The sequence below is a fragment of the Comamonas granuli NBRC 101663 genome (genome assembly GCF_000739995.1).
GTDB classification, from domain to species: Bacteria; Pseudomonadota; Gammaproteobacteria; order Burkholderiales; family Burkholderiaceae_C; genus Simplicispira; species Simplicispira granuli.
In genome coordinates, this window is sequence record NZ_BBJX01000016.1 from 1 (window position 1) to 24,060 (window position 24,060).

Here is a 24,060-nt window from a genome sequence, read left to right on the forward strand (position 1 = left end):
AGCGGCCGCCTTCTTGGCGGCGGGTTTCTTTGCAGTTGCCATCGTTTTCTCCTCGGGTCGTTGGTTTAGGAAGGACGCTCCATGCCCTTCTGCGGGACAGAGCGATCCATGGAGCCGGGGACCCTCCCGGCTCCACGAATGCGAACACCGCCCCAGGCGCGGCAGATGGCCTGCCGTGGCGTGCGGGGCGGTGGGGGGTGTGGCATGGCGCAGCGTCCTTCAATCCCAGGAGAGTGCGCCGCCTGACTGGTACTCGATCACGCGGGTTTCGAAGAAGTTGCGCTCCTTCTTCAGATCGATCATCTCGCTCATCCAGGGGAAGGGGTTCTCTTCGTGGGGGAAGAGCGCCTCGAGCCCGATTTGCGTGGCACGGCGGTTGGCGATGTAGCGCAGGTAGCCCTTGAACATCGAAGCATTGAGACCCAGCACACCGCGTGGCATGGTGTCCTCGGCGTAGCGGTATTCGAGGTCCACCGCCTGGCGGAACAGTGCCCGGATTTCGTCCTTGAAGGCCGGCGTCCACAGGTGCGGGTTTTCAAGCTTCAGCTGGTTGATCAGGTCGATGCCGAAATTGCAGTGCATGGACTCGTCGCGCAGGATGTACTGGTACTGCTCGGCCGCTCCGGTCATCTTGTTTTGCCGGCCCAGCGCCAGGATTTGCGTGAAGCCCACGTAGAAGAACAGGCCCTCCATCAGGCAGGCGAAGACGATCAGGCTCTTGAGGAGCTTCTGGTCGTTTTCCGGGGTGCCGGTGTGGAAGGCCGGGTCCATGATCGCGTCGATGAACGGGATCAGGAATTCGTCCTTGTCGCGGATGGAGGGGATCTCGTTGTAGGCGTTGAAGATCTCGCCTTCGTCGAGCCCGAGCGATTCAACGATGTACTGGTAGGCGTGCGTGTGGATGGCTTCCTCGAAGGCCTGGCGCAGCAGGAACTGGCGGCATTCGGGCGCGGTGATCAGGCGGTAGGTGCCCAGCACGATGTTGTTGGCCGCGAGCGAGTCGGCGGTCACGAAGAAGCCGAGGTTGCGTTTGACGATGCGGCGCTCGTCCTCGGTGAGGCCGTGCGGATTTTTCCAGAGCGCGATGTCGCGCGCCATGTTCACTTCCTGCGGCATCCAGTGGTTGGCGCAGGCGGCCAGATATTTGTCCCAGGCCCACTGGTACTTGAAGGGCACGAGCTGGTTGACGTCGGTCTGGCCGTTGATGATGCGCTTGTCCGCAGCCTGGATGCGCTGCAGTCGGGGTGCTGCGGAATTGGAAGCACTGTTGCCTGCGGGGGCCTGCGTTGCGCCAGGGGCCTGGTGCGCAGTGGTGGTTGAGGAGGAGGGGGGTGACGCATCCACCGCGCGGTGCTGCGGCAGACCGGCGCGCGTGATGTTCTGCGATGTGGAGGTGACTTCTTCGTCCCAGGTCAACATGGCTTTTCCAATGCTCGGATTATGGGAGCAGCGCTGCAAAATGAAAAGCACGATGGCGTTGCGCTGCGTGGATTTGTTGTGTCGAAACACACGCAAGGATGTGTGTGCCACAGGCCTCGCGTGCACGGCTCACTGGCAGGCTTCGCAAGTGGGGTCGTCGATGGCGCACATGCGCACTTCGCTGGTGCTCGATGCGGGGTGCGCCGGTGCACCCGCATGCATGCCGGGGCCTGCACCGCCGGTGGTGGACACGGCGTTGAGCTGGCGCTGGTGCACGGTGCTCATTTCCACGTGGCTCGCGCTTTGCGAGCGCAGGTAGTAGGTGGTCTTGAGGCCGCGCAGCCAGGCCAGCTTGTAGATCTCATCAAGCTTCTTGCCCGATGCGCCAGCGATGTAGATGTTCAGGCTCTGCGCCTGGTCGATCCATTTCTGGCGCCGCGCGGCCGCCTCGATGAGCCAGCGCGGATCGATCTCGAACGCCGTCGCATACAGCGCCTGGATGTCCGCGGGAATGCGGTCGATCGGCGCCAGCGAACCCTTGAAATGCTTGAGGTCCATGAGCATCACTTCGTCCCACAGGCCGAGCCGCTTGAGGTCGTGCACGAGGTACTGGTTGATGACCGTGAACTCGCCCGAGAGATTGGACTTGACCGAGAGGTTGCCGAAGCAGGGTTCGATGGATGCATCGACGCCGACGATGTTGGAGATGGTCGCCGTGGGCGCAATGGCCACGCAGTTGGAATTGCGCATGCCGTCGCGCGCGATCTTGCGGCGCAGCGCGTCCCAGTCCAGCGTGGCCGAGCGGTCCACCTCCACATGGCCACCGCGTGCGCGCTCGAGCAGGTCCAGGGTGTCGAGCGGCAAAACGCCCTGGTCCCACAGCGATCCGCGGAAGCTCGCGTAGCGCCCGCGCTCGGCCGCCAGGTCCGACGAGGCCCAGTAGGCGTAGTAGCACAGGGCCTCGGCCGAGCGGTCGGCGAACTCCACGGCGGCCGCGCTCGCGAACGGGATGCGCTGGCGGTAGAGCGCATCCTGCACGCCCATCAGCCCCAGACCCACGGGGCGGTGGCGCAGGTTGGCGTCGCGCGCCTTGCGCACGGCGTAGTAGTTGATGTCGATGACGTTGTCGAGCATGCGCATGGCCGTGGTCACGGTGCGGCGCAGCTTGTCGTGGTCCAGCACGGGCGGCCCGTCCGCACCGGCCGTGAGGTGGTTGAGCAGGTTCACGGAGCCGAGGTTGCACACGGCGGTCTCGGTTTCGCTGGTGTTGAGCGTGATCTCGGTGCACAGGTTGGAGGAGTGCACCACGCCTGCATGCTGCTGGGGCGAGCGCAGGTTGCACGGGTCCTTGAAGGTGATCCAGGGGTGGCCCGTCTCGAACAGCATGGTCAGCATCTTGCGCCACAGGTCGGTGGCCTGCACGGTCTTGGAGAGCGCGATCACGCCGCGCTGCGCCTGCTCCTCGTAGGCCAGGTAGGCGGTCTCGAAGTCGGCGCCGTAGCGCTCGTGCAGGTCCGGAACGTCGGCGGGCGAGAACAGCGTCCACGTGCCCTTCTCCAGCACGCGCTTCATGAACAGGTCGGGAATCCAGTGCGCGGTGTTCATGTCATGTGTGCGGCGCCGGTCGTCGCCCGTGTTCTTGCGCAGCTCCAGGAATTCCTCGATGTCCAGGTGCCAGGTCTCCAGGTAGGCGCAGACGGCGCCCTTGCGCTTGCCGCCCTGGTTGACGGCGACCGCGGTGTCGTTCACGACCTTGAGGAAGGGCACCACGCCCTGCGATTCGCCGTTCGTGCCCTGGATGTGGCTGCCCAGGGCGCGCACGCGCGTCCAGTCGTTGCCCAGGCCGCCGGCGTATTTGGACAGCAGGGCGTTTTCCTTGATGGATTCGTAGATGCCCTCCAGCGTGTCGGGCACGGTGGTGAGGTAGCAGCTCGACAGCTGCGAGCGCGGCGTGCCGCTGTTGAACAGCGTGGGCGTGCTGGACATGAAGTCGAACGAGGACAGGACTTCATAGAACTCGATGGCGCGCGCCTCGCGGTCGGTCTCGTTCAGGGCCAGGCCCATGGCCACGCGCATGAAGAAGGCCTGGGGCAGCTCGATGCGGCGCTTGTTCACGTGCAGGAAGTAGCGGTCGTAGAGGGTTTGCAGTCCCAGGTAGTCGAACTGCAGGTCGCGCGCCGGTGCCAGCGCCGCGCCCAGGCGCTGCAGGTCGAACTGCAGCAGGCGCTCGTCGAGCAGGCGCTGCTCCACGCCGGTGCGGATGCCCTGGGCGAAATGCGTGCCGTAGTCCTGCTCCCAGGCGGTGTGCGGGGTCTCGCGCCCCAGCACTTCGCGCACGATGGAGTGCAGCAGCAGGCGCGCCGTGGCGTAGGTGTAGCCGGGTTCCTTTTCGATGAGCGTGCGCGCCGCGAGGATGGCGGCCTTGTGCACCTCGGCCAGGGGGATGCCGTCGTAGAGGTTGCGCAGCGTCTCCTGCAGCACGGGTTCGGGGCGTACCGCCGGGTCCAGGCCGGCGCAGGCCGCTGCGACGAGCGCGTGCAGCTCCTGCACGTCCAGGGCGTGGCGTGCATCGCCCTCGGTCACGTGCAGCACCGGGGCCGCGGGGGCCTGGGCCTGCGCCTGGCGTGCGCGCTCCTGGGCGCGCTGTTCGCGGTACAGCACATAGGCGCGTGCCACTTCGTGGTGGCCGCTGCGCATCAGGCCCAGTTCGACCTGGTCCTGCACGTCCTCGATGTGGAAGGTGCCGCCGCTGGGGCGTGAGCGCAGCAGGCCGCGCACCACGGTCTGGGTGAGTTGGTCCACCACCTCGCGCACGCTGGCCGATACCGCCCCCTGCGTGCCATGCACGGCCAGAAAGGCCTTCATCATCGCTACCGCGATCTTGGGCGGCTCGAAGGGAACCACCGCGCCATTGCGCCGGATGATCTGGTAGTGCGAGAGACCGCTGCCGGACTGCGGAGTGCCTGCAGGCAAGGCCGCCGCAGCGCCTGCGGGCAAGGCGGTGGGCGGCGGCGGGGCTAGGGGGGCTGTGTGCATGGCGTCCTCGGGAGGGGTGGATGGAGAAATCCCACGAACACCATAGATGATGTTCGATTGAATTTAAAACACCATATTTAGTGTATCGAGGATTGGAGAACCGTGCACGCAGGCGTGCCCGCGGCACCACGGGTGCCGATGGGCAGGGGGGCAGAGGGGGAGGGACGGGGGCTGGCTAGTGCGAGCCCGCGTGCTGCGGAAAGCGCTTGGCCGGCCAGCCCAGCAGGCCTTGCAGGCGCTGCCAGTCGAAGCCCGCGCCCGGGTCGCCCTTGCGCCCGGGGGCGATGTGCTCGTGCCCCGCCACGTGGGCGATGGGGTAGCGCTGGCCCAGGTCGGCACACAGCCGTGCCAGGGTGCGGTACTGCGAGGCGGTGAAGCGCTGCCCTTCCAGGCCTTCGAGTTCGATGCCGACGGAGTCGTCATTGCATTCGCTGCGGCCGCGGTAGGCCGAACGGCCTGCATGCCAGGCGCGCTGGTCGCAATCGACGAACTGCCACAGCGCGCCGCGCCGCGTGATGAAGAAATGCGCGGACACCTGCAGCCCCCGGATGCTCTGGAAATAGGGGTGGGCGTCCCAGTCGAGGCGGTTCATGAACAGGTCGTGCACCGCCTGCCCGCCGTAGACGCCTGGCGGCAGGCTGATGGAGTGGATGACGATCAGGTCGATCTGGGCGTGGTCGGGGCGCGGGCCGAAGTGGGGTGAGGCCTGCACGCGCGCGCGCCGGTGCCAGCCGCCGTCCCAGGCCGCGGGTGCTGGCCGGGCTTCACGCGGCGCTTTCGCTGTCGCCATGGGATTCGTCCTGCGGGGCCGGGATGTTCAGGCGTGCGATGCGGTAGCGGATCTGCCGCAGGCTGATGCCCAGGCGCACGGCCGTGGCCGTGCGGTTGAACTGGTGGGCGTGCAGTGCGCGCACGAGGATGTCGCGCTCCTGCTCGTCCAGCCAGGCCTGCAGATCGTGCGGCAGGTCCTTGAGGGGGGCGGCCGGCGCGCTGGCTGCGGCCGCAGTGGTGGGCCCGGAGGGCGCTCGCGGGGCCGTGGCGGGCGGGGCTGTGGGGCAGGGCTCGACCTGCAGGGTCTCCCCGTCGCTCAGGGCGACGGCGCGGTGCAGCAGGTTTTCGAGCTCGCGCACATTGCCTGGCAGGGGGTAGGCGGCGATGGCGTCCAGCGCCTGCGGGGTCAGGCGCGGCACGGGGCTGCCCGACTCGAGGGCGATGCGCTCCAGCAGCGCATGGCACAGCGCGGGCAGGTCCTCCCGGCGCTCGCGCAGGGGCGGGATGAAGATCTCGATGACGTTGAGCCGGTAGTACAGGTCCTGCCGAAAGCGCCCGGCCTGCACGGCGGCGGCCAGGTCGTGGTGCGTGGCGCTGAGGATACGCACGTCCACCGTTTCCTCCTGCGTCGAGCCCAGCGGCCGCACACTGCGCTCCTGGATGGCGCGCAGCAGCTTGGACTGCATGGACAGCGGCAGGTCGCCGATCTCGTCGAGGAACAGGGTGCCGCCCTGCGCCGCCTGGAAGTAGCCCTGGCGGTCTTGCGTGGCACCGGTGTAGGAGCCCTTGCGCGCGCCGAAGAATTCGGCTTCGAGCAGGCTCTCGGGGATGGCGCCGCAGTTGACGGCCACCAGCGGCCCCGAGGCGCGCTGGCTGCTCGCATGCAGGGCGCGCGCCACCAGCTCCTTGCCCGTGCCCGATTCGCCGCGGATGTGCACCGGCGCCATGCTGCGCGCCACCTTGGCGATGCGCTGCTTGACGGTGCGCATGGCGTCGGATTCGCCGATCAGGCGCGCCAGGGCCGGCAGTGCGCCTGCGCCCGGCTCGCTCGCGTTTTCGCCGCGCGCTGCGTCGGTGCGCCGGCTGCGCGGCGCGGGCACGCCTTCGCCGCCCTGCACCGCAGAGGCGACGACCGAGCGGAACTGCTTGAGGTCCACCGGCTTGGTCAGGTAGTCGAAAGCGCCCGAGCGCAGGGCCTCGACGGCGTTTTCTGCCGAGCCGTAGGCCGTCATGACCACGCAGCGTTCGGGCCGCTGCTGGTCGCGCAATTCGCGCAGCAGTTCCATGCCGAAGCCGTCGGGCAGGCGCATGTCGGTGATCACCACGTCAAAGCGCTGCGCCTGCAGCTGTTCGCGCGCCTCGCGCAGCGAGGCGGCCGTGCCGACCTTGTGGCCCTCGCGCAGCAGGGTCAGCTCGTAGAGGGTGCGCAGGTCGGGTTCGTCATCGACGACCAGGATGGAGGCGGCGGAGGCGTTCATGGGCATCACACGACAATGGTGTCAAACAGCGACGCGGGCTCCTGCAGGCGGCCCGCCGCGCGAAAGCTTACCGTGAAGGCGTTGCCCTGCTGTTCGCCGCGCTGCGTGGCGCAGCCCAGGCGCATGTAGTGGATGGTGGCGCCATGGCGCTCACACAGTTCCCGGCAGAGGTACAGGCCCAGTCCGCTGGAGCGGCTCTCCGACGAGAAGAACGGCTCGAACAGGTGCCGCTCGATCGAAGGGTCCAGCGGCGCGCCGTCGCTCCAGACCTGCACGCAGGCCTGCCCCGGCGTGGCCGCGCGCGTGGACAGTTGCAGCGAATCGTCCTCGCGGCCCATGAAGCGCAGCGCGTTGTCCAGCAGGTTCACGAGCACGCGCCGCAGGTGCTCGGGGTCGAACTCCACGTGCATCTGCGCGGCGCCGAGCTGCAGCCGGCCTTTGCGTCGCGCCGGGTCCTGGCTGCACCAGTCGCGCCAGACCTGCGCCACGGTTTCGTCCAGCGCCAGCGTCGAGGCGCCCGCGTGGGAGATCTGGTGCTTGACGCGTGCGATGTCGAGGATTTCCTCGGCGATGCGCGCCAGCCGGTCGGCGTTTTGCTGCACCATCCGGGTCAGCCGCCGGTGCGCCGGGTCCGGCAAATCCTCTTCGAGCAGGGCGTTGGCCTGCACGATGGCCGCCAGGGGGTTGCGGATCTCGTGCGCCACGGCCGCGGACATGCGGCCCATGGCGGCGAGCTTTTCCGTGCGCAGGCGCGCTTCCATCACGCGCACATCGTGCAGGAACATCACGCACAGCTGCCCCGGGTCGGTGGGGCTGCCCGCGGCATCGGCCGCGGTGAGCCAGGTCTGCACATGCAGGCCCACGGGGCTTTGCCCCTTGCCCAGCAGGCTCACGTCCGCCACCTGCGACTGGCCCTGGCGGAAGCACCGGCGCGCCAGCAGCATCAAGGGGTGCCAGGCGCCGTTTTCCGCCAGGTTGAAGGGCGGCTGCAGCGCCGGCGCGCAACCCAGCAGCATCAGGCCGGCGGGGTTGGCCATGCGCACGCAGAAGTCCTCGTCGACCACGAGCACGCCATCGCTCAGGTTGCGGATGACCAGGTTGCTCACCTGGCTTTGCACTCGGGCGGCCATGCGGCTGGTGTGCGTGAGCTGCTGCTCGCGCACCAGCCGCGAGGCCAGCTGGTGCGCCAGAAAGGCCACGATGAAATACCCCGAGCCCGTGAGCGCGGCCTGCAGGTAGCGCGGGGTGGCGTCGCCGCCCGCCCCGGTGGCGCCCAGCCAGGTGGCCCAGGACAGCAGGATCAGCGTGACCGCGGCTGTGGTGCCCAGGGCCAGGGTCAGCGTGCCCAGCACCGCCGCAAGGAGGATGGGCAGGCCAAACAGCGGCGTGAAGTTCATGCCGCCGGTGTGCAGGGTCTCGAGCACGGCCACCATGGCCAGGTCCACGCCGATGCTGGGCAGCCAGTGCAGGCCGGCCTGGGGCCGCGGCACCGTGTTGCGCGCCAGAATGCGCAAGGCCACCGTGGCCCCGAGGTAGACCAGGCACAGCACCAGCATCCACGGGGCGGCGCTCTGGGTGAACACCAGGCCGGCCGCCATCAGCAGCAACAGCGCCAGCGCCACCAGGATGCGGCCGGTCAGGAAGCCGTGCCACAGGCGCAGGAAGGCGGCGTCTTCCGTGCGCGTGATCCGGCCGGAGCGCTGCGGCAGGGGCGTGGAGGCAGGCTGTGACTCAGTGGGCATCTTGCCGCTGGTGCTCGGCACAGCAGTAATGGCGCGTGCCCAGCGCCAGCGCCTCCGAACGCGGCACATGCACGCCGCAGCGGGCGCAGGCCACCATGTCCTGGGGCGCGGCGGGCGGGCTGGTCCTGCGCTGTACGGGCGGCGGCGCGCTGCGCCGCTGGTGGCGCCACAGTGCGTAGCCCAGGGCGAGGGCGAGGATCACGACCAGGAACTTCATGCCGCGCGCCCCAGGACCACCTCAAGGGCAAAGCGCGAGCCCACGTAGGCCAGCAGCAGCAGGATGGCGCCGGCATAGAGCATGCGCACGGCGGCCCGGCCGCGCCAGCCAAAGCGCCTGCGGCCCAGCAGCAGCGCGGCGAACGTGGCCCAGGACAGCAGGGAGAACACCGCCTTGTGGTCCCAGCGCCAGGCGCGGCCGTAGAGCGCCTCGCTGAACAGCACGCCCGCCGCCAGCGTGGCCGTCAGCAGCACGAAGCCGGCCGTCACGAAGCGGAAGGTCAGGCGCTCCAGCGTGAGCAGCGGCATGCCGCTGGCGGCGTCTTCCGCCTGCCGGATGCGGCGCTCGGCACGCATCATCAGCGCGGCGTGCACCACGGCGGCGGCCAGCAGGCCATAGGCCGCGATGCCCAGCGCCAGGTGCAGGGGCAGCCAGGCCGAGGCCGAATGCGGCAGCGCATTGCCCGGGAACACCAGGGCCAGCAGCACGGCGGCGCTGCCCAGCGCTGCCAGTGCCCAGCGGGCCTGCATTTGCGGAAACAACTGGCGTTCGATGGCGTAGACCGTCAGCACCAGCCAGACCGTGACCGACAGCGCCGGGGCAAAACCGAAGCGGGGCGTGGCCTGCAGCATGCCCCAGGCCAGCACGCTGCCGTGCAGCAGCCAGGCCAGCCACAGCGCCAGGTGCGCTGCGCGTGCCTGCAGGCGCGCGGCCGCGATCGCGGGCACCGCGTAGGCCAGGGCGGCAGCCAGCCCGAGGGACAAAGCCACCGGGGATGCACTGGGTAGAATCATGCTTCACAGTGTACCTTTCGCCCGGGCTCCAAAGCCCGGCGCCGCCCCTGCTGCAGCACCGCCTGCGGACGACCTGGAACCGACAGACATGGCCTCCGCCCTTACCGAAAAACTCTCGCGCCTCGTCAAGGAGATGCGCGGCCAGGCCCGCATCACCGAATCCAACGTGCAGGACATGCTGCGCGAGGTGCGCATGGCCCTGCTCGAAGCCGACGTGGCCCTGCCCGTGGTGCGCGACTTCATCGCCCGCGTGAAGGAAAAGGCGCTGGGCCAGGAGGTGCTGGGCAGCCTCAAGCCCGGCCAGGCGCTGGTGGGCATCGTCAACAAGGAGCTGGCCGCCACCATGGGCGAGGGCGTGAGCGACATCAACCTCGCCGCCCAGCCGCCCGCCGTGATCCTGATGGCCGGCCTGCAGGGCGCGGGCAAGACGACCACCACGGCAAAATTAGCCAAGCACCTGATCGAGAAGCGGAAGAAGAAGGTGCTCACGGTGTCGGGCGACGTGTACCGCCCGGCCGCCATCGAGCAGCTCAAGACCGTGACCAGGCAGGCCGGTGCCGAGTGGTTCCCGAGCACGCCCGACCAGAAACCCCACGACATCGCCGTGGCGGCGCTGGACTATGCCAAGAAGCACTACTTCGACGTGCTGCTGGTCGACACCGCCGGCCGCCTGGCCATCGACGAGGTGCTGATGCAGGAAATCAAGGACCTGCACGCCACGCTGAACCCGGTGGAGACCCTGTTCGTCGTCGATGCCATGCAGGGCCAGGACGCGGTGAACACGGCCAAGGCCTTCAAGGAGGCGCTGCCGCTCACCGGCATCGTGCTGACCAAGCTCGACGGCGACTCGCGCGGCGGCGCGGCGCTGTCGGTGCGCGCCATCACGGGGGCGCCGATCAAGTTCGCCGGCGTGTCCGAGAAGATCGACGGCCTGGAGGTGTTCGACGCCGAGCGCCACGCGGGCCGCATCCTGGGCATGGGCGACATCGTGGCCCTGGTCGAGCAGGTGGCGGCCGGCGTGGACATGGAGGCCGCGCAGAAGCTCGCCGCCAAGGTCAAGAGCGGCGACGGCTTCGACCTGAGCGACTTCCTGGGCCAGTTGCAGCAGATGAAGCAGATGGGCGGCCTGTCCAGCCTCATGGACAAGCTGCCGTCCCAGCTCACCGCCAAGGCCGGTCAGATGGACCTGGACAAGGCCGAGAAGGACATCAAGCGCAAGGAAGGCATCATCCAGAGCATGACGCCCCTGGAGCGCCGCAAGCCCGAGCTCATCAAGGCCACGCGCAAGAAGCGCATTGCCGCGGGCGCCGGCGTTCCGGTGCACGAGGTCAACCGCCTGCTCAAGGAGTTCGAGCAGATGCAGGAGATGATGAAGAAGATGAAGGGCGGCGGCCTGATGAAGCTCATGAAGAAGATGGGCGGCATGAAGGGCCTGGGCGGCGGCATGCCCAAGATGCCGTTTTGAGCTTTTCGGTGCTTTTTGGCATCAATCCCTTGTCTGCCAAGCGCAGATAGCTATAAAAAGTGAAGCACAAAAAAAACCGGCCTGAGGCCGGTTTTTTTGTGCCTGCCTTGCCGCGCCCGGCGGTATCGGTGCAGGTGGCCGGATGTGCCGGTGTGACACATTCGCGGAAAATTTCATAATTCTGACATATTGCCGCTGCTTGTCTCGGCTTGCAAAACCGGAATATCAAATGTCTATTTTGCGGTTTTGATCCGTTTATCTCTGGAGTGAAAGAGGTAAATACATAAGTCATTGATTTTGTTGAGAATGTATGCCAGTTCTCATTTTTGCACGCATTGGGGCATTCCAGTGACTGTGGGTCATCAAAAATGGGTTGATTGACCTTGACATGCATCAAGAGGCTAATGGTTCAAATGGACATAATCAAACCAAGAGATATTTGGAAATGTTTATGTCCCAAAGCACGCCATCACCCTGTTCCCCAACCCCTGATGCCCCGCAGCTGGGCAAGCGCACGTTCTTGCAGGAGCTCGTCGGCCTGGCCACTACCTTTGGCCTGGTTGGCGCCAGCCAGGCCGCCACGCCTTTTGCGCCCGGCCAGCCGCCGCGCCGCCCCGGCATGGAGGGCAAGCGCTTCGGCATGCTGGTGGACCTGCGCAAGTGCATCGGCTGCCAGGCCTGCACGGTGAGCTGTTCGGTGGAGAACCAGCCGCCCATCGGCCAGTTCCGCACCACGGTGCTGCAGTACGAGATCGACAAGGACGACGGCAGCGCGCCCGCCATGGTCAGCCTGCCGCGCCTGTGCAACCACTGCGAGGAGCCGCCCTGCGTGCCCGTGTGCCCGGTGCAGGCCACCTTCCAGCGCACCGACGGCATCGTGCTGGTGGACAACGAGCGCTGCGTGGGCTGCGGCTACTGCGTGCAGGCCTGCCCGTACGACGCGCGCTTCATCAACCACGAGACGCAGACCGCCGACAAGTGCACCTTCTGCGAGCACCGCCTGGAGGTGGGTCTGCTGCCCGCCTGCGTGGAGAGCTGCGTGGGAGGCGCGCGCGTGATCGGCGACCTGAATGACCAGGGCAGCGAGATCAACCGCCGCATGGCCGAGCACAAGGAAGAGATCAAGGTGCTCAAGCCCGCCATGAACACCGCGCCGCGCGTGTTCTACATCGGCCTGCCCGATGCGTTCGTCAACGGCGTGGACGGCCAGGCCAGCGTGCGCCTGGTGGCCGACCACTGAAGGGAGCAGCACCATGCAGATCATTGAACTCCTCACCCCGCACTACGAGGCGGCCTGGCTGCCCTGGGCCGTGCAGTATTTCTTCCTGGCCGGCGTGGCCACGGGCGCGGCGCTGCTCGCTGCGCTGTGTGCCTGGGGGCCGGCGGGCGGCCTGCTGCGCCGCCTGCTGCCGGTGGCCGTGCTCACCCTGGCGGTGAGCGTGATCGCCGCGCCGGTGTCGCTGCTGGCCGACCTGCACCAGCCTGCGCGCTTCTGGCATTTCTACGCGCACTTCACGCCGTGGTCGTGGATGTCGGTGGGCGCGCTGCTGCTGCCGGTGTTCGTCACGCTCGGCGTGGCGTTCATCGCCAGCTGGTGGCTGGGCCGGGGGGGCTGGATGCGCGCCATCGCCCCGCTGCTGGTGCTCTCGGCGCTGTCCATCACGGCCTACACCGGCGCCGAAGTCATGGTGGTGCGCGCGCGCCCGCTGTGGAACACGCTGTGGCTGCCGGTGAACCTGGCGCTGACCGGCTGGCTGGCCACCGTGGGCGTGATGTTCGTGATCGAACGCTTCCTGCCCCGCAGCCTGCGCCCGGATGCGGCCGCGCTGCAACTGCTGCGCGCCATGGGCCTGGGCCTGGCCGTGGCGCTGCTGCTCGCCACGCTGAGCTGGTTCACCCTGGGCCTGATCGTGCGCGCCCCTTCGCTGATGGCCGCAGCACGCCTGTGGAGCGAATTTCCGGTGTGGCGCTTAGGGATGGTGGCCTCGGCCATCGGCGGCGTGGCCGTGCTGGCGGCGCTGCTGCGCGGCCGGCACCGGCTGGACGCCCCCGGCTACACCCTGGTGCTGGGCCTGGGGCTGGCCGCCAGCGCCTGGGCCTTCCGCTGGGCGCTGTTCATGGGCGTGCAGGGCGTGCCCAAGTTCGGCGCCGGCCTGTACCTGTACCACATGCCGCTGGGCGGCGACGGCCTGCTGGGCATGCTGGGCGTGGCGGGCCTGTGCGTGGCGCTGGTGGCGCTGGCGAGCTGGGCGCTGGAACTGTTCCCGGCCCGCAACGCCCCCGCCGCCTGAAATTCATAGCCAAATCGGCCTTTAACGCAACAAGGGCAGGCGCTGGCAGCTATCAAAATTGAGTTGATACCCGCCGGCGCTGCACTCCAAGGTGCAGACCATGACTGACAAGAAACCGCATTCCTCCCCCGAAAACCCGCACAACCCCGACGCCAACCGCCGCCGCCTGCTGCTGCGCGGCGGCGCGGTGGCCGGCGGCCTGGCGGCTTTTGCCGCCGGCTACGGCGAAACCGTGGCCAAGGGCGCCAAGGGCCTGGTGACCGGCACCTCCGGCACCGCCACCAAGAGCGCCACGCGCGGCAACGCGCTCACGCCCGAGTTCCGCATCGACCCCGTGACCGGCCAGCTCACCACCCAGCCGGGCCAGGTGGTCAGCCCCAGCAGTTGCCTGGGCTGCTGGACGCAGTGCGGCATCCGCGTGCGCGTGGACACGGCGCACAACAAGATCATCCGCATCGCCGGCAACCCCTACCACCCGCTGGCCACCACGCACCATGCGCCCATGGAAACGCCCGTGCGCGAGGTGTACGCCATGCTGGGCGGCGACAACGGCCTGGAAGGCCGCGCCACCAGCTGCGCACGCGGCTCGGCCATGCTGGAGCACCAGACCGCGGCCCACCGCGTGCTCACCCCGCTCAAGCGCGTGGGCCCGCGCGGCTCCGGCCAGTGGAAGAGCATCTCGCTGGAACAGTTGGTCAAGGAAATCTGCGAGGGCGGCGACCTGTTCGGCGAAGGCCCTGTGGAGGGCCTGGCCGCCATCCGCGACGTGCAGACGCTGATCGACCCCGAGAACCCGGAATACGGCCCCAAGGCCAACCAACTGCTGGTGACGGACGCCTCGAACGAAGGCCGCACGCCGCTCATCAACCGCTTTGCGCGCCAGTCCTTCGGCACGGTGAACGTGGCCAACCATGGCGCCTACTGCGGCCAGACCTACCGCGTGGGCACGGCGGCGGCCCTGGGCAACATCCCCGGCATGCCGCACGGTAAGCCGGACTGGAAGAACTCGCGCTTCGGCCTGTTCCTGGGCACGGCACCCGCCCAGGCGGGCAACCCCTTCCAGCGCCAGGGCCGCGAGCTGGCCGAGGCCCGCTCGCGCGACGACAACACCTACCGCTACGTGGTGGTGTCGCCCATCCTGCCCATGTCGTCCAGCCACGCGGCGGGCGACAACAACCGCTGGCTGCCCATCAAGCCCGCCACCGACCTGGCGCTGGCCATGGCGCTGATCCGCTGGATCATCGACAACGAGCGCTACGACGCCAAGTACCTCACCCAGCCCGGCCCGGTCGCCATGGCCGCCGCGGGCGAGGCGAGCTGGAGTAACGCCACCCACCTGCTCATCAACGACGTGCAGCACCCCCGCTACGGCCAGTTCCTGCGCGGCGCCGACCTCGGGCTGCCCATGCCCGAGCCGGTGGACGAAAAGACCCCGGCCGAAGACGTGTACGTGGTGCAGGTGGCCGACGGCCAGGGCGGCTTCAAGCTGGTGCCCCACACCGTGGCCGAGCCGGCCGAGCTGGTGGTGGAGCGCGAATTCACGCCCCTGAAGGCCGCGGGCGCTACCGAGGAGCCTGCACCGATCGCCGTGTGCACCGCCTTCGTCAAGCTGCGCGAGGAAGCACGCCGCAAGACGCTGCAGGAGTATTCCGACCTGTGCGGCGTGCCGGTGAAGGACATCGAGGACCTGGCGCGCGAGTTCACCAGCCATGGCAAGCAGGCCGTGGCCAACTCGCACGGCGGCACCATGAGCGGCGCGGGCTTCTACACCGCCTACGCCATCGCCATGCTGAACAACCTGATCGGCAACCTGAACGTCAAGGGCGGCTGGGTGCTGGACGCCGGTCCGTTCGGCCCCTTCGGCCCCGGCCCGCGCTACAACTTCGCGCAGTTCGAGGGTGCGGTCAAAGCCACGGGCGTGGCGCTGTCGCGCACGCGCTTTCCGTACGAGAAGACCAGCGAGTTCAAGCGCAAGAAGGAAGCCGGCCAGAACCCCTATCCCTCCAAGGCACCGTGGTACCCGGCGCCGGGCGGCATGAGCAGCGAGATGCTGGCCGCCGGCCTGCTGGGCTACCCCTACCCGGTGAAGGCGTGGATCAACCACATGAGCAACCCGGTGTACGCCATCTGCGGCTTTGAGAACACGCTGGTCAGCGCCCTCAAGGACCCGAAGAAGCTGCCGCTGTTCGTCTCGGTCGATCCGTTCATCAACGAGACCTCGGCCCTGGCCGACTACATCGTGCCCGACACGGTCACGTACGAGAGCTGGGGCATCGGCGCGCCCTGGGCCGACGTGATCGCCAAGAGCAGCACCGTGCGCTGGCCGGTGGTGGAGCCCGCTACGGCCAAGACGGCGGACGGCAAGCCGGTGAGCTTCGAGAGCTTCGTGTTTGCCGTCGCCCAGCAGCTGGGCCTGCCGGGTTTCGGCAAGAACGCCATGTCCACCAAGGACGGCGAGCCGCTGGACCTGGAAAGCGCCGAGGACTTCTACCTGCGCGGCATGTGCAACATCGCCTACCAGGCCGGCAAGCCCGTGCCCGAGGCCAGCGACGACGACGTGGCCATCACCGGCCTGACGCGCTGGATGCCCGAGCTGGAAAAGCGCCTGCAGCCCGAGGAAGTGCGCCGCGTGGCCATGGTGATGAGCCGGGGCGGGCGCTTCGACAAGATCGAGGACGCCTGGAAGGGCGAACAGATCAAGGCCGCCTGGAAGTTCCCGGTGCAACTGTGGCACGAGGGCCTGGCCAAGATGCGCCACTCCATGACCGGCGAGCGCTACGTGGGCTGCCCCACCTGGTTCCCCACCCGCTTTGCCGACGGCAGCAGCATGCGCGAGCGCTTCACCGAGCAGGATTGGCCGCTCACCATGAGCAGCTACAAGTCCAACCTGATGAGCAGCATGTCGATCGCCGCCTCGCGCCTGCGCCAGGTGCACCCGCACAACCCCATCAGCCTGAACAAGGACGATGCGGCCAAGCTCGGCATCGCCAACGGTGACCGCATCGAGGTCAGCACCCCCGGCGCCAAGCTGCAGGGCGTGGCCCTGGTGCGCAGCGGCATCGCCCAGGGCGCCCTGGCCATCGAATACGGCTACGGCCACAAGCAGCTGGGCGCTGCCGTCCACACCGTGGACGGCAAGCCCATGGCCCACAACCCGCAGCACGGCAACGGCGTGAACCTGAACGCGCTGGGCTTTGCCGACCCCACCCGGCCCGCCAAGGACAACGTGTGGATCGACTGGGTGTCGGGGGCCGTGGTGCGCCAGGGCTTGCCGGTGAAGGTGCGGCGCCTGTGAAGCCAAAGGGGGCACGGGGCGCCCCCTTTGTTGCGCGCCGAGCGCTCAGCTTCTGACTTCGCCGCGCAGCGTGTAGGCCTTGGCCTCGGTGATGGTCACGTCCACCATCTGGCCCACCAGGCGCTGGCCGCCGGCGAAGTTGACCACGCGGTTGCACTCGGTGCGGCCCATGAGCTCGCTGCCATCGCGCTTGGAGGCGCCCTCGACCAGGATGCGCTGCACCTTGCCCACCAGGCCCTCGCTGATGGACTTGATGTTGCCGTTGATCACGGCCTGCAGCTCCTGCAGGCGGCGCAGCTTGACCTCGTGCGGTGTGTCGTCGTGCAGGTTGGCAGCGGGGGTGCCGGGGCGCGGGCTGAAGATGAAGCTGAACGAGTTGTCGAAATGGATGTCGGCGATGAGCTTCATCATCTTGGCGAAATCCTCCTCCGTCTCGCCGGGGAAGCCGACGATGAAGTCGCTGCTCATGGCCAGGTCGGGGCGGATGGCCCGCAGCTTGCGCACCGTGCTCTTGTATTCCATGGCCGTGTAGCCGCGCTTCATGGCCATGAGGATGCGGTCGCTGCCGTGCTGCACCGGCAGGTGCAGGTGGTTGGCCAGCTTGGGAAGCTTGGCATAGGCCTCGATCAGGCGCGGCGTGAACTCGTTGGGGTGGCTGGTGGTAAAGCGCAGGCGCTCGATGCCGGGGATGTCGGCCACGTATTCGAGCAGCAGCGCCAGGTCGGCCACCTCGCTGGTGCCGCCCATGGCGCCGCGGTAGGCGTTCACGTTCTGGCCCAGCAGGGTGATCTCTTTCACGCCCTGGTCGGCCAGGCCGGCCACCTCCACCAGAATGTCGTCGAACGGGCGGCTGATCTCTTCGCCGCGCGTGTAGGGCACCACGCAGTAGCTGCAGTACTTGCTGCAGCCTTCCATGATGGAGACGAAGGCGCTGGCGCCCTCCACACGGGCGGGCGGCAGGTGGTCGAACTTCTCGATCTCGGGAAAGCTGATGTCCACCTGAGGGCGGTCCTGCTGCTGGCGCGCATTCAGCAGTTCGGGCAGGCGGTGCAGGGTCTGCGGGCCGAAGACGATGTCCACGTAGGGCGCGCGCTTGATGATCTCCTCGCCCTCCTGGCTGGCGACGCAGCCGCCCACGCCGATCTTCACGCCGCGCTCCTTGAGGTGCTTGACGCGGCCCAGGTCGGAGAACACCTTCTCCTGCGCCTTCTCGCGCACCGAGCAGGTGTTGAACAGGATCAGGTCGGCCTCCTCGGGGTCCTGCGTGGTTTCGTAGCCTTCGGCGGCGTGCATCACGTCCACCATCTTGTCCGAGTCGTACTCGTTCATCTGGCAGCCGAAGGTCTTGATATAGATTTTCTTGGCCATGGGAGTCTTTCAGGCGGGGTGGCGCCATGGCGGCGGCCGCGGTGCCCGCGGGCACCGCGCCAGCCTGCGCGCCACGGGGAGTTACCGGGCGTCGGCGCCGGTGCGGTAGTTGTGGCCGGAGACGCCGCCCGCGCGCGGCTGGGCGGCTTCGTCGGTGCTGAGGATCCAGGCCGTCAGCAGCATGCCCGTGCTGTGCTCGATCAGGTAGTTGACCGTGTGCTTCTGCCCCAGCGCGGTGTGCAGCATGACCAGGCCGTTCTGCGGGTTGAGCAGGCGCATGCCCGGCGCCATGCGGATGGCGTTGCCGTTGATTTCTGCCGTGGTGGCCGAGGTGATGACCAGGGTGCCGCGCAGGGCCGCTTCCGGGAAGTTGCGCTGCCCGCCCAGGGCGGTGGGCAGGGTGTTCTGTGCGGCGGCCGGCACCGCCGCGAGCCAGGCGCTGGCGCCCAGGAGCAGGGCGGCCGCCAAGCGGGGCAGGGTAAGGAGACAGCGGGGCATGGTGTTTATCCAGGGGCTGAAAAGCGCGATTCTACGGCGGGCGCTCAGGCCGGCGCGGCCCCCCCGCGTTCGTACCAGCCCTTGCTCCGGTTGACGACGGCCACCACCAGCAGCATGACGGGCACCTCGATCAGCACGCCCACCACCGTCGCCAGCGCCGCCCCGGAGTGGATGCCAAACAGGCTGATCGCGGTGGCCACGGCGAGCTCGAAGAAATTGGAGGCGCCAATCAAGGCGGAGGGGCAGGCGATGCAATGCTTCTCGCCCACGGCGCGGTTGAGCCCATAGGCCAGGGCGGCATTGAAGAGGACCTGGATCAGGATGGGCACGGCCAGCAGGCCCATCACGCGCGGCTGCTTCAGCAGCGCTTCGCCCTGGAAGGCGAAAAGCAGCACCAGCGTGGCCAGCAGGGCGGCCATGGACCAGGGTGCGATGCGCGCCATCGCGGCCTCGAAGACCTGCGCGCCCCGGGCCTGCAGCGCCTTGCGCAGCCACTGCGCCAGCAGCACCGGAAGCACGATGTACAGCAGCACGGAAGTCAGCAGCGTGTCCCACGGCACGGCAATGGCGGACAGGCCCAGCAGAAAGGCCACCAGGGGCGCGAAGGCGACGACCATGATGCTGTCGTTGAGCGCGACCTGCGAGAGCGTGAACAGCGGATCGCCGCCGGTGAGCCGGCTCCACACGAACACCATGGCCGTGCACGGGGCGGCGGCCAGCAGGATGAGCCCGGCGATGTAGCTGTCGATCTGCCCGGCGGGAAGCAGCGGCGCGAACCAGTGGCGCAGGAACAGCCATCCGAGGAAGGCCATCGTGAACGGCTTGACCAGCCAGTTCACCAGGAGCGTCACGCCAATGCCCCTGATGTGCTGGCGCACCTCGCCCAGGGCGGCGAAGTCCACCTTGGCCAGCATGGGGATGATCATCATCCACATCAGCAGGCCCACCGGCAGATTGACCTGGGCCACCTCCATGGCGCCCATGGCCTGGAACACGCCGGGGTACCGCTGGCCGAGCGCGATGCCCAGCCCGATGCACAGGACCACCCACAGCGTCAGGTAGCGCTCGAAAAATGGCATGCGGGCCGGGGGCGCTGCGGTGGCCGTTGCTTCGTGGGGGGTGGGCATGGTCAGCTCCGGGCGAGGTCGCGGGCGGTTTGTTCGATGCTCTGCCTGTCCAGGCGGGCCGCGGGCAGGTTCACGAAGACTTCCAGGCGCTGGCGCATCAACTGCAGGGTCCGCACAAAGGCCTGGCGCTGGTCCTCCTCGCTGCCTTCGCCCGCGGATGGGTCGGCGTAGCCCCAATGGGCCGTTGCGGGATGGCCGGGCCAGAAGGGGCAGGCCTCGCCGGCCGCGCTGTCGCAGACCGTGATCACCAGGTCCATCGCCGGCGCGCCGGGAGCGCCGAACACGTCCCAGCTCTTGCTGTACAGCCCGTCGGTCGGTATGCCGGCCTGGCGCAGGGCTTGCAGCGCCAGCGGGTGGGGCTGGGCATGCGTGCGCGGGCTGCTGCCGGCCGAATAGGCCGTGAAACGCCCTTTGCCCAGGTGGTTGAGCAGGGCTTCGGCCAGGATGCTGCGGGCCGAGTTATGGGTGCACAGGAACAGGACGTTGCAGGTATGGTCAGACATGGCAGGTTGTCTCCGGGGGGGTGCTGGCGCAGGCTGCAGCGGCCACATCCAGGCAGGGCGCGCCGCGGCAGCAGTGGTCGGTCAGGTAGGACAGCACGCCGTTCATCCGCGCGTACTCCGCCCGGTAGATCAGGTGGCGGCCGCTGCGCTGCTGCGACACCAGCCCCGCGTGGAGCAGCTCCCTGAGGTGGAACGAGAGGGTGGCAGCGGGCATGCCCAGGGTGTCGGACAGGACGCCGGGCGTCGCCCCGTCTTGGCCGGCAACGACCAGGGCGCGGAAAACCTGCAGCCGGCTCGCCTGTGCGAGCGCGGCCAGGGCGATGACAACGTCTTTCTCTTCCATATTTCCATTATTGTGGAAATATGTGACAACCCGATGACAGGCCCTCGGCCGGAGCCCGCGCGCAAGCGCCCCGCAGCGGCCCAAGAAAAAACCCCCAGCTCGTACAAGCTGGGGGTTTCATTTGGTGGTGGTACCGGGACTTGAACCTGGGACATCAGCATTATGAATGCTGCGCTCTAACCAACTGAGCTATACCACCGAAAGACCAAAATTATAGTACAAAATTTGCGGGCGCCAGTGGTTTTTTAGCAGTGCTGGAACTGCGCCTTGCGCTTGTTGACGAAGGCGTCCATGCCTTCCTTCTGGTCCTGCGTGGCGAACAGGGCGTGGAACAGGCGGCGCTCGAACATCAGGCCGTCGGACAGCGTGCCCTCGTAGGCGCGGTTCACGGCCTCCTTGGCGGCCATGACCGCCACCTGCGAGAACTCGCTGATGATGAGGGCCGCGCCCAGAGCTTCTTCCATGAGCTTGTCCAGCGGCACCACGCGGCTGGCCAGGCCGGCGCGCTCGGCCTCCTGGGCGTCCATCATGCGCGCGGTGAGCGCCATGTCCATGGCCTTGGACTTGCCTACGGCGCGCGGCAGGCGCTGCGTGCCGCCGGCGCCGGGGATCACGCCCAGCTTGATCTCGGGCTGGCCGAACTTGGCGTTGTCGGCGGCGATGATGAAGTCGCACATCATCGCCAGTTCGCAGCCGCCGCCCAGCGCAAAGCCGCTCACGGCGGCGATCACGGGCTTGCGGATGGAGCGGATGGTCTCCCAGTTGCGCGTGATGAAGTCGCCCTTGTAGGCGTCGGCGAAGCTGTACTTGGCCATGGCAGTGATGTCCGCGCCCGCGGCAAAGGCCTTTTCGCTGCCGGTCACGATGATGCAGCCGATCGCCGGGTCGGCGTCAAACGCCTTGAGCGCCTGGCCCAGCTCGTCCATGAGTTGGTCGTTGAGCGCATTGAGCTGCTTGGGGCGGTTGAGCTGGATGACACCGACCTTGTCGGCTTCGGTGCGGACTGCGATGCATTCGTACGTCATGGGGTTCTCCGGTCGTGGTGCAGGACAATGGAACACTATAACCAAGGGGCCGCCCGAAACGGCGGTTTGCGCGTGTGCATTCCTGCCATGGGCGGTTTGCGGCATTGCAAAGCCGCGCGCGGCGCGGGCAGCTACAGTGCGTCCAGCCAGCGGCTGGCGCGTGCGGCGTCGGTCACGGCCAGGGTGACGGTGTCGGCGGCGCGGAGCGCCGCCTGCGGCTGCAGCGCCAGCGGCAGGTGCAGCAGGCGGCGGTCGCGCGCGACCAGCGCCGTCACCTTGCGCGCCGGACCGGCGTACAGGGCCAGGTCGTCGAGCTGGGTGATGCGCCAGCCCTGGCCCTGTACCTCGATGCCCAGCCATTCGTCTCCGGGTGCCATGCCCGCCTGCTCGGCCAGGCCGCCGCGCAGCACCGTCTGGATGCGCAGGCTGCCGCCCGGGCCGCCGTCCTGCACGCGCAGGCCCAGGCGCTGCGCGGGCTGGGGGGCCTCGGTCTGCAGGGCAATGCCCTGGGCCTGCAGCAGCTCGGCCAGGGGCAGTTCGGTGTGGGAGTGCACCCAGGCGCTGAGTTCGGCGTCCCAGCTGCGGCCAGTCAGCGCCTGCAGCACGGCGTGCAGGTCGGTCTCGTCCATGGGGCCGCCAGAGCAGCGCTGCCACAGGGCGCGCATGACCTCGTCCAGCGTGGTGCGCCCCTGGCAGCGCAGGGCGAGGTCCAGGCACAGGGCCACGAGCGCGCCCTTGGTGTAGTAGCTCACCGTGATGTTGGGCGTGTTGGCGTCGGGGCGGTAGTAGCGGATCCAGGCGTCGAAGCTGGCCTGGGCCACGGTCTGCACCTTGCGGCCGGGGGTCTGCAGCACCTGGTTGATGGTCTTGGCCAGGAGCTTGAGGTAGGCGGCGTGGTCGATGAGCCCGGCGCGGCGCAGCAGCAGGTCGTCGTAGTAGCTGGTGAAGCCCTCGAAGAACCACAGCAGCGGCGTGTAGTTTTCCTGCGTGTAGTCGTAGCGTGCCAGCGCCGCCGGGCGCAGGCGCTTGACGTTCCAAGCGTGGAAGTATTCGTGGCTCACCAGGCCCAGCAGCGTGGTGTAGCCGTCGGAGACCTTGCCCGCGCCCAGGCGCGGCAGGTCGCGCCGGCCGCAGATCAGGGCGGTGCTGTCGCCGTGCTCCAGCCCGCCAAAGCCCTCGTCCACCACATGGAGCAGGAACAGGTAGCGCTGGAACGGCGGCTTGCCCTTGCCGTGCCAGAAGCGGATGGCGGTCTCGCAGATCCGGCGCGTGTCCTGCACCAGGCGCTCGCCGTCGAACGAGGCGGGCGCGCCGCTGACGACGATGCGGTGCGGCACGCCGCAGGCGCTGAAGTGCGCGCTCCAGAACGGCCCCATCTCCACCGGGCAGTCCACCAGGTGGTCGTAGTCGCGCGCGCCGTAGGTGCCAAACCCCCAGGCATCGGTATTTTGGGGAATAAGGGCCGTAGCGCAATGCCAGCGTGCGCTACCAGCTATTAATTCAGGAGCATCCAGCGTCACGCTGCACGGCTGCTCATGCTGGCCTTCGACGCGCAGGCACAGGCTGGTGCCGTTGAAGAACCCGCGTTGCGCATCGAGCCAGGCGGTGCGCACCGAGGCGTCGTGCGCGTGCACGGCATAGCGCAGCTCCAGCGGCTTGCCGCCCTGGCAGGCCACGGACCAGCGCTGCTTGTCGATCTGCGTCACCGCGCAGGCCTTGCGGCCCTGGCGGGCGCGCAGGTCCTGCAGGTGACGGGCGAACTCGCGCACCAGGTAGCTGCCCGGAATCCACACGGGCAGGCTCAGCTCCTGGCCTGCCGCAGGCGCGGCGATGGTGAGCGTCACCTCGAAGAGGTGGCTGTGCGGGTGGGGGGCGCTGATGCGGTAGTGAATGGCCGCCGGGGCGGCGCTGGCGGGGCGCGGCATGCTCGGCAGGCGGCTCAGGACTTGGCGTCGCCGGCTTCGGCCAGGCGCTTTTCCACGTCCTTGGCGCCGATGGCGCCGGGCACGCGCGTGCCGTTGGTGAAGATCAGCGTGGGCGTGCCCGTGATCTTGTGCTTGCGGCCAAACGCCAGGTTGCGCTGCAGCGCGCTGGTGTCGCAGGTGGCGGCGGGCGGGGTCTTGTCGCGCACCATCAGGTCCTGCCAGGCGGCCACGCGGTCGGCGGAGCACCAGATGTTGCGCGACTTCTCGGCCGAGTCGGGGCTCAGGATGGGGTAGAGGAACAGGTAGATGGTGATGTTGTCCACGTTCTGCAGGTCGCGCTCGAAGCGCTTGCAGTAGCCGCAGTTGGGGTCTTCGAACACGGCCAGCTTGCGCTTGCCGTCGCCGCGCACGATGGTGAAGGCGTCCTTGAGCGGCAGGGCCGCAAAGTCCACGGCGGTGAGCTTGGTGATGCGGTCTTCGGTCAGGTTGCGCCGCGCGCGCGTGTCGAACAGCTCGCCCTGGATCAGGTAGTTGCCCTTGGCGTCGGTGTAGAACAGGTCCGTGCCCACGCGCACCTCGTACAGCCCGGGCATGGCCGTGGGCTGGACTTCGTCGATCTTTTCGAGCTGCGGAATGCGTTCGCCCAGGGTCTTGCGGATGGCGGCTTCCTGGCCGACGGCCGGCAGGCTCAGCGTCAGCGCAGCGGCTGCCAGAAGGGGAAGAAGTGCGTGCATGGGAAAGGGTCTTTGCGGAGGATGGAACG

General features: G+C 68.2%; 19 protein-coding genes and 1 tRNA gene. 4 read left to right on the top strand and 16 right to left on the bottom strand.

Annotated elements, in window-relative coordinates; genetic code table 11:
• Positions 1–219: 219 nt before the first annotated feature.
• From CGR01S_RS14370 to CGR01S_RS14400, 7 genes are all read right to left on the bottom strand, one after another.
• Positions 220–1,419: a ribonucleotide-diphosphate reductase subunit beta gene (locus CGR01S_RS14370; protein ID WP_042428708.1), complete on the bottom strand. Its 1,200-nt coding sequence runs from the start codon at positions 1,417–1,419 to the stop codon at positions 220–222.
• A 129-nt stretch (positions 1,420–1,548) separates the two neighbouring features.
• Positions 1,549–4,455: a ribonucleoside-diphosphate reductase subunit alpha gene (locus tag CGR01S_RS14375; RefSeq protein WP_042428711.1), complete on the bottom strand. Its 2,907-nt coding sequence runs from the start codon at positions 4,453–4,455 to the stop codon at positions 1,549–1,551.
• Between the two features lie 175 nt (positions 4,456–4,630).
• The gene (gene ampD / locus CGR01S_RS14380) at positions 4,631–5,245 is read right to left on the bottom strand and encodes a 1,6-anhydro-N-acetylmuramyl-L-alanine amidase AmpD (protein WP_042428712.1); all 615 of its coding nucleotides are present in this window, start codon (positions 5,243–5,245) and stop codon (positions 4,631–4,633) included.
• Positions 5,220–6,704 (bottom strand): sigma-54-dependent transcriptional regulator, encoded by a 1,485-nt coding sequence (locus CGR01S_RS14385; protein ID WP_042428821.1) that lies wholly within the window; start codon positions 6,702–6,704, stop codon positions 5,220–5,222. The genes ampD and CGR01S_RS14385 overlap by 26 nt, the downstream gene beginning before the upstream one ends.
• 5 nt (positions 6,705–6,709) lie before the next feature.
• On the bottom strand, positions 6,710–8,446 hold the full coding sequence (locus CGR01S_RS14390; RefSeq protein ID WP_084690719.1) for a two-component system sensor histidine kinase NtrB: 1,737 nt from the start codon (positions 8,444–8,446) through the stop codon (positions 6,710–6,712).
• Positions 8,436–8,663: a PP0621 family protein gene (locus CGR01S_RS14395; RefSeq protein WP_042428715.1), complete on the bottom strand. Its 228-nt coding sequence runs from the start codon at positions 8,661–8,663 to the stop codon at positions 8,436–8,438. The genes CGR01S_RS14390 and CGR01S_RS14395 overlap by 11 nt, the downstream gene beginning before the upstream one ends.
• The gene (locus CGR01S_RS14400; RefSeq protein WP_042428718.1) at positions 8,660–9,457 is read right to left on the bottom strand and encodes a cytochrome C assembly family protein; all 798 of its coding nucleotides are present in this window, start codon (positions 9,455–9,457) and stop codon (positions 8,660–8,662) included. Before CGR01S_RS14400 ends, CGR01S_RS14395 begins: the two co-directional genes overlap by 4 nt.
• Positions 9,458–9,545: 88 nt before the next feature.
• Here CGR01S_RS14400 and ffh point away from each other — a divergent pair, with 88 nt between their 5' ends.
• From ffh to CGR01S_RS14420, 4 genes are all read left to right on the top strand, one after another.
• Positions 9,546–10,922 carry a signal recognition particle protein gene (gene ffh / locus CGR01S_RS14405; RefSeq protein ID WP_042428722.1) on the top strand — a complete coding sequence of 459 codons (1,377 nt, stop codon included), beginning with the start codon at positions 9,546–9,548 and terminating at the stop codon, positions 10,920–10,922.
• 451 nt (positions 10,923–11,373) lie between these two features.
• Positions 11,374–12,162 carry a sulfate reduction electron transfer complex DsrMKJOP subunit DsrO gene (gene dsrO, locus CGR01S_RS14410; RefSeq protein ID WP_042428827.1) on the top strand — a complete coding sequence of 263 codons (789 nt, stop codon included), beginning with the start codon at positions 11,374–11,376 and terminating at the stop codon, positions 12,160–12,162.
• 13 nt (positions 12,163–12,175) lie between these two features.
• Positions 12,176–13,213, top strand: coding sequence for an NrfD/PsrC family molybdoenzyme membrane anchor subunit (nrfD, locus tag CGR01S_RS14415; RefSeq protein ID WP_042428725.1), 1,038 nt, complete (start codon positions 12,176–12,178; stop codon positions 13,211–13,213).
• A 100-nt stretch (positions 13,214–13,313) separates the two neighbouring features.
• Positions 13,314–16,508: a tetrathionate reductase subunit A gene (locus CGR01S_RS14420; protein WP_042428830.1), complete on the top strand. Its 3,195-nt coding sequence runs from the start codon at positions 13,314–13,316 to the stop codon at positions 16,506–16,508.
• A gap of 45 nt (positions 16,509–16,553) precedes the next feature.
• Here CGR01S_RS14420 and miaB read toward each other — a convergent pair whose 3' ends face one another.
• The 9 genes from miaB to CGR01S_RS14465 all read right to left on the bottom strand — a co-directional run bounded on the left by miaB (position 16,554) and on the right by CGR01S_RS14465 (position 24,031).
• Entirely contained in the window at positions 16,554–17,876 is a 1,323-nt protein-coding gene (gene miaB / locus CGR01S_RS14425) for a tRNA (N6-isopentenyl adenosine(37)-C2)-methylthiotransferase MiaB (RefSeq protein WP_042428728.1), read from the bottom strand.
• Between the two features lie 81 nt (positions 17,877–17,957).
• Positions 17,958–18,374, bottom strand: a complete 417-nt coding sequence (locus CGR01S_RS14430; protein ID WP_042428733.1) for a hypothetical protein — start codon at positions 18,372–18,374, stop codon at positions 17,958–17,960.
• A 44-nt stretch (positions 18,375–18,418) separates the two neighbouring features.
• Entirely contained in the window at positions 18,419–19,501 is a 1,083-nt protein-coding gene (gene arsB / locus CGR01S_RS14435) for an ACR3 family arsenite efflux transporter (RefSeq protein ID WP_042428737.1), read from the bottom strand.
• 2 nt (positions 19,502–19,503) lie between these two features.
• Positions 19,504–20,004 (bottom strand): arsenate reductase ArsC, encoded by a 501-nt coding sequence (locus CGR01S_RS14440; protein ID WP_042428740.1) that lies wholly within the window; start codon positions 20,002–20,004, stop codon positions 19,504–19,506.
• A complete protein-coding gene (locus CGR01S_RS14445; RefSeq protein ID WP_042428743.1) occupies positions 19,997–20,347 on the bottom strand; it encodes an ArsR/SmtB family transcription factor in 351 nt (116 codons plus the stop codon). Before CGR01S_RS14445 ends, CGR01S_RS14440 begins: the two co-directional genes overlap by 8 nt.
• A gap of 122 nt (positions 20,348–20,469) precedes the next feature.
• Positions 20,470–20,546 (bottom strand) — tRNA-Met (locus CGR01S_RS14450).
• A 46-nt stretch (positions 20,547–20,592) separates the two neighbouring features.
• Positions 20,593–21,372: an enoyl-CoA hydratase gene (locus CGR01S_RS14455; protein WP_042428745.1), complete on the bottom strand. Its 780-nt coding sequence runs from the start codon at positions 21,370–21,372 to the stop codon at positions 20,593–20,595.
• 131 nt (positions 21,373–21,503) lie between these two features.
• Positions 21,504–23,297: a M61 family metallopeptidase gene (locus tag CGR01S_RS14460; RefSeq protein ID WP_042428748.1), complete on the bottom strand. Its 1,794-nt coding sequence runs from the start codon at positions 23,295–23,297 to the stop codon at positions 21,504–21,506.
• A 14-nt stretch (positions 23,298–23,311) separates the two neighbouring features.
• Complete coding sequence (locus CGR01S_RS14465; RefSeq protein WP_042428751.1) at positions 23,312–24,031, bottom strand: DsbC family protein; 720 nt, start codon at positions 24,029–24,031, stop codon at positions 23,312–23,314.
• Between the last annotated feature and the right edge of the window lie 29 nt (positions 24,032–24,060).

Coding starts and splice junctions, on each gene's coding strand:
- CGR01S_RS14370 (WP_042428708.1), bottom strand. CDS start 1,419: ATGTTGACCTGGGACGAAGAAGTCACCTCCACATCGCAGAACATCACG.
- CGR01S_RS14375 (WP_042428711.1), bottom strand. CDS start 4,455: ATGCACACAGCCCCCCTAGCCCCGCCGCCGCCCACCGCCTTGCCCGCA.
- ampD (WP_042428712.1), bottom strand. CDS start 5,245: ATGGCGACAGCGAAAGCGCCGCGTGAAGCCCGGCCAGCACCCGCGGCC.
- CGR01S_RS14385 (WP_042428821.1), bottom strand. CDS start 6,704: ATGAACGCCTCCGCCGCCTCCATCCTGGTCGTCGATGACGAACCCGAC.
- CGR01S_RS14390 (WP_084690719.1), bottom strand. CDS start 8,446: ATGCCCACTGAGTCACAGCCTGCCTCCACGCCCCTGCCGCAGCGCTCC.
- CGR01S_RS14395 (WP_042428715.1), bottom strand. CDS start 8,663: ATGAAGTTCCTGGTCGTGATCCTCGCCCTCGCCCTGGGCTACGCACTG.
- CGR01S_RS14400 (WP_042428718.1), bottom strand. CDS start 9,457: ATGATTCTACCCAGTGCATCCCCGGTGGCTTTGTCCCTCGGGCTGGCT.
- ffh (WP_042428722.1), top strand. CDS start 9,546: ATGGCCTCCGCCCTTACCGAAAAACTCTCGCGCCTCGTCAAGGAGATG.
- dsrO (WP_042428827.1), top strand. CDS start 11,374: ATGTCCCAAAGCACGCCATCACCCTGTTCCCCAACCCCTGATGCCCCG.
- nrfD (WP_042428725.1), top strand. CDS start 12,176: ATGCAGATCATTGAACTCCTCACCCCGCACTACGAGGCGGCCTGGCTG.
- CGR01S_RS14420 (WP_042428830.1), top strand. CDS start 13,314: ATGACTGACAAGAAACCGCATTCCTCCCCCGAAAACCCGCACAACCCC.
- miaB (WP_042428728.1), bottom strand. CDS start 17,876: ATGGCCAAGAAAATCTATATCAAGACCTTCGGCTGCCAGATGAACGAG.
- CGR01S_RS14430 (WP_042428733.1), bottom strand. CDS start 18,374: ATGCCCCGCTGTCTCCTTACCCTGCCCCGCTTGGCGGCCGCCCTGCTC.
- arsB (WP_042428737.1), bottom strand. CDS start 19,501: ATGCCCACCCCCCACGAAGCAACGGCCACCGCAGCGCCCCCGGCCCGC.
- CGR01S_RS14440 (WP_042428740.1), bottom strand. CDS start 20,004: ATGTCTGACCATACCTGCAACGTCCTGTTCCTGTGCACCCATAACTCG.
- CGR01S_RS14445 (WP_042428743.1), bottom strand. CDS start 20,347: ATGGAAGAGAAAGACGTTGTCATCGCCCTGGCCGCGCTCGCACAGGCG.
- CGR01S_RS14455 (WP_042428745.1), bottom strand. CDS start 21,372: ATGACGTACGAATGCATCGCAGTCCGCACCGAAGCCGACAAGGTCGGT.
- CGR01S_RS14460 (WP_042428748.1), bottom strand. CDS start 23,297: ATGCCGCGCCCCGCCAGCGCCGCCCCGGCGGCCATTCACTACCGCATC.
- CGR01S_RS14465 (WP_042428751.1), bottom strand. CDS start 24,031: ATGCACGCACTTCTTCCCCTTCTGGCAGCCGCTGCGCTGACGCTGAGC.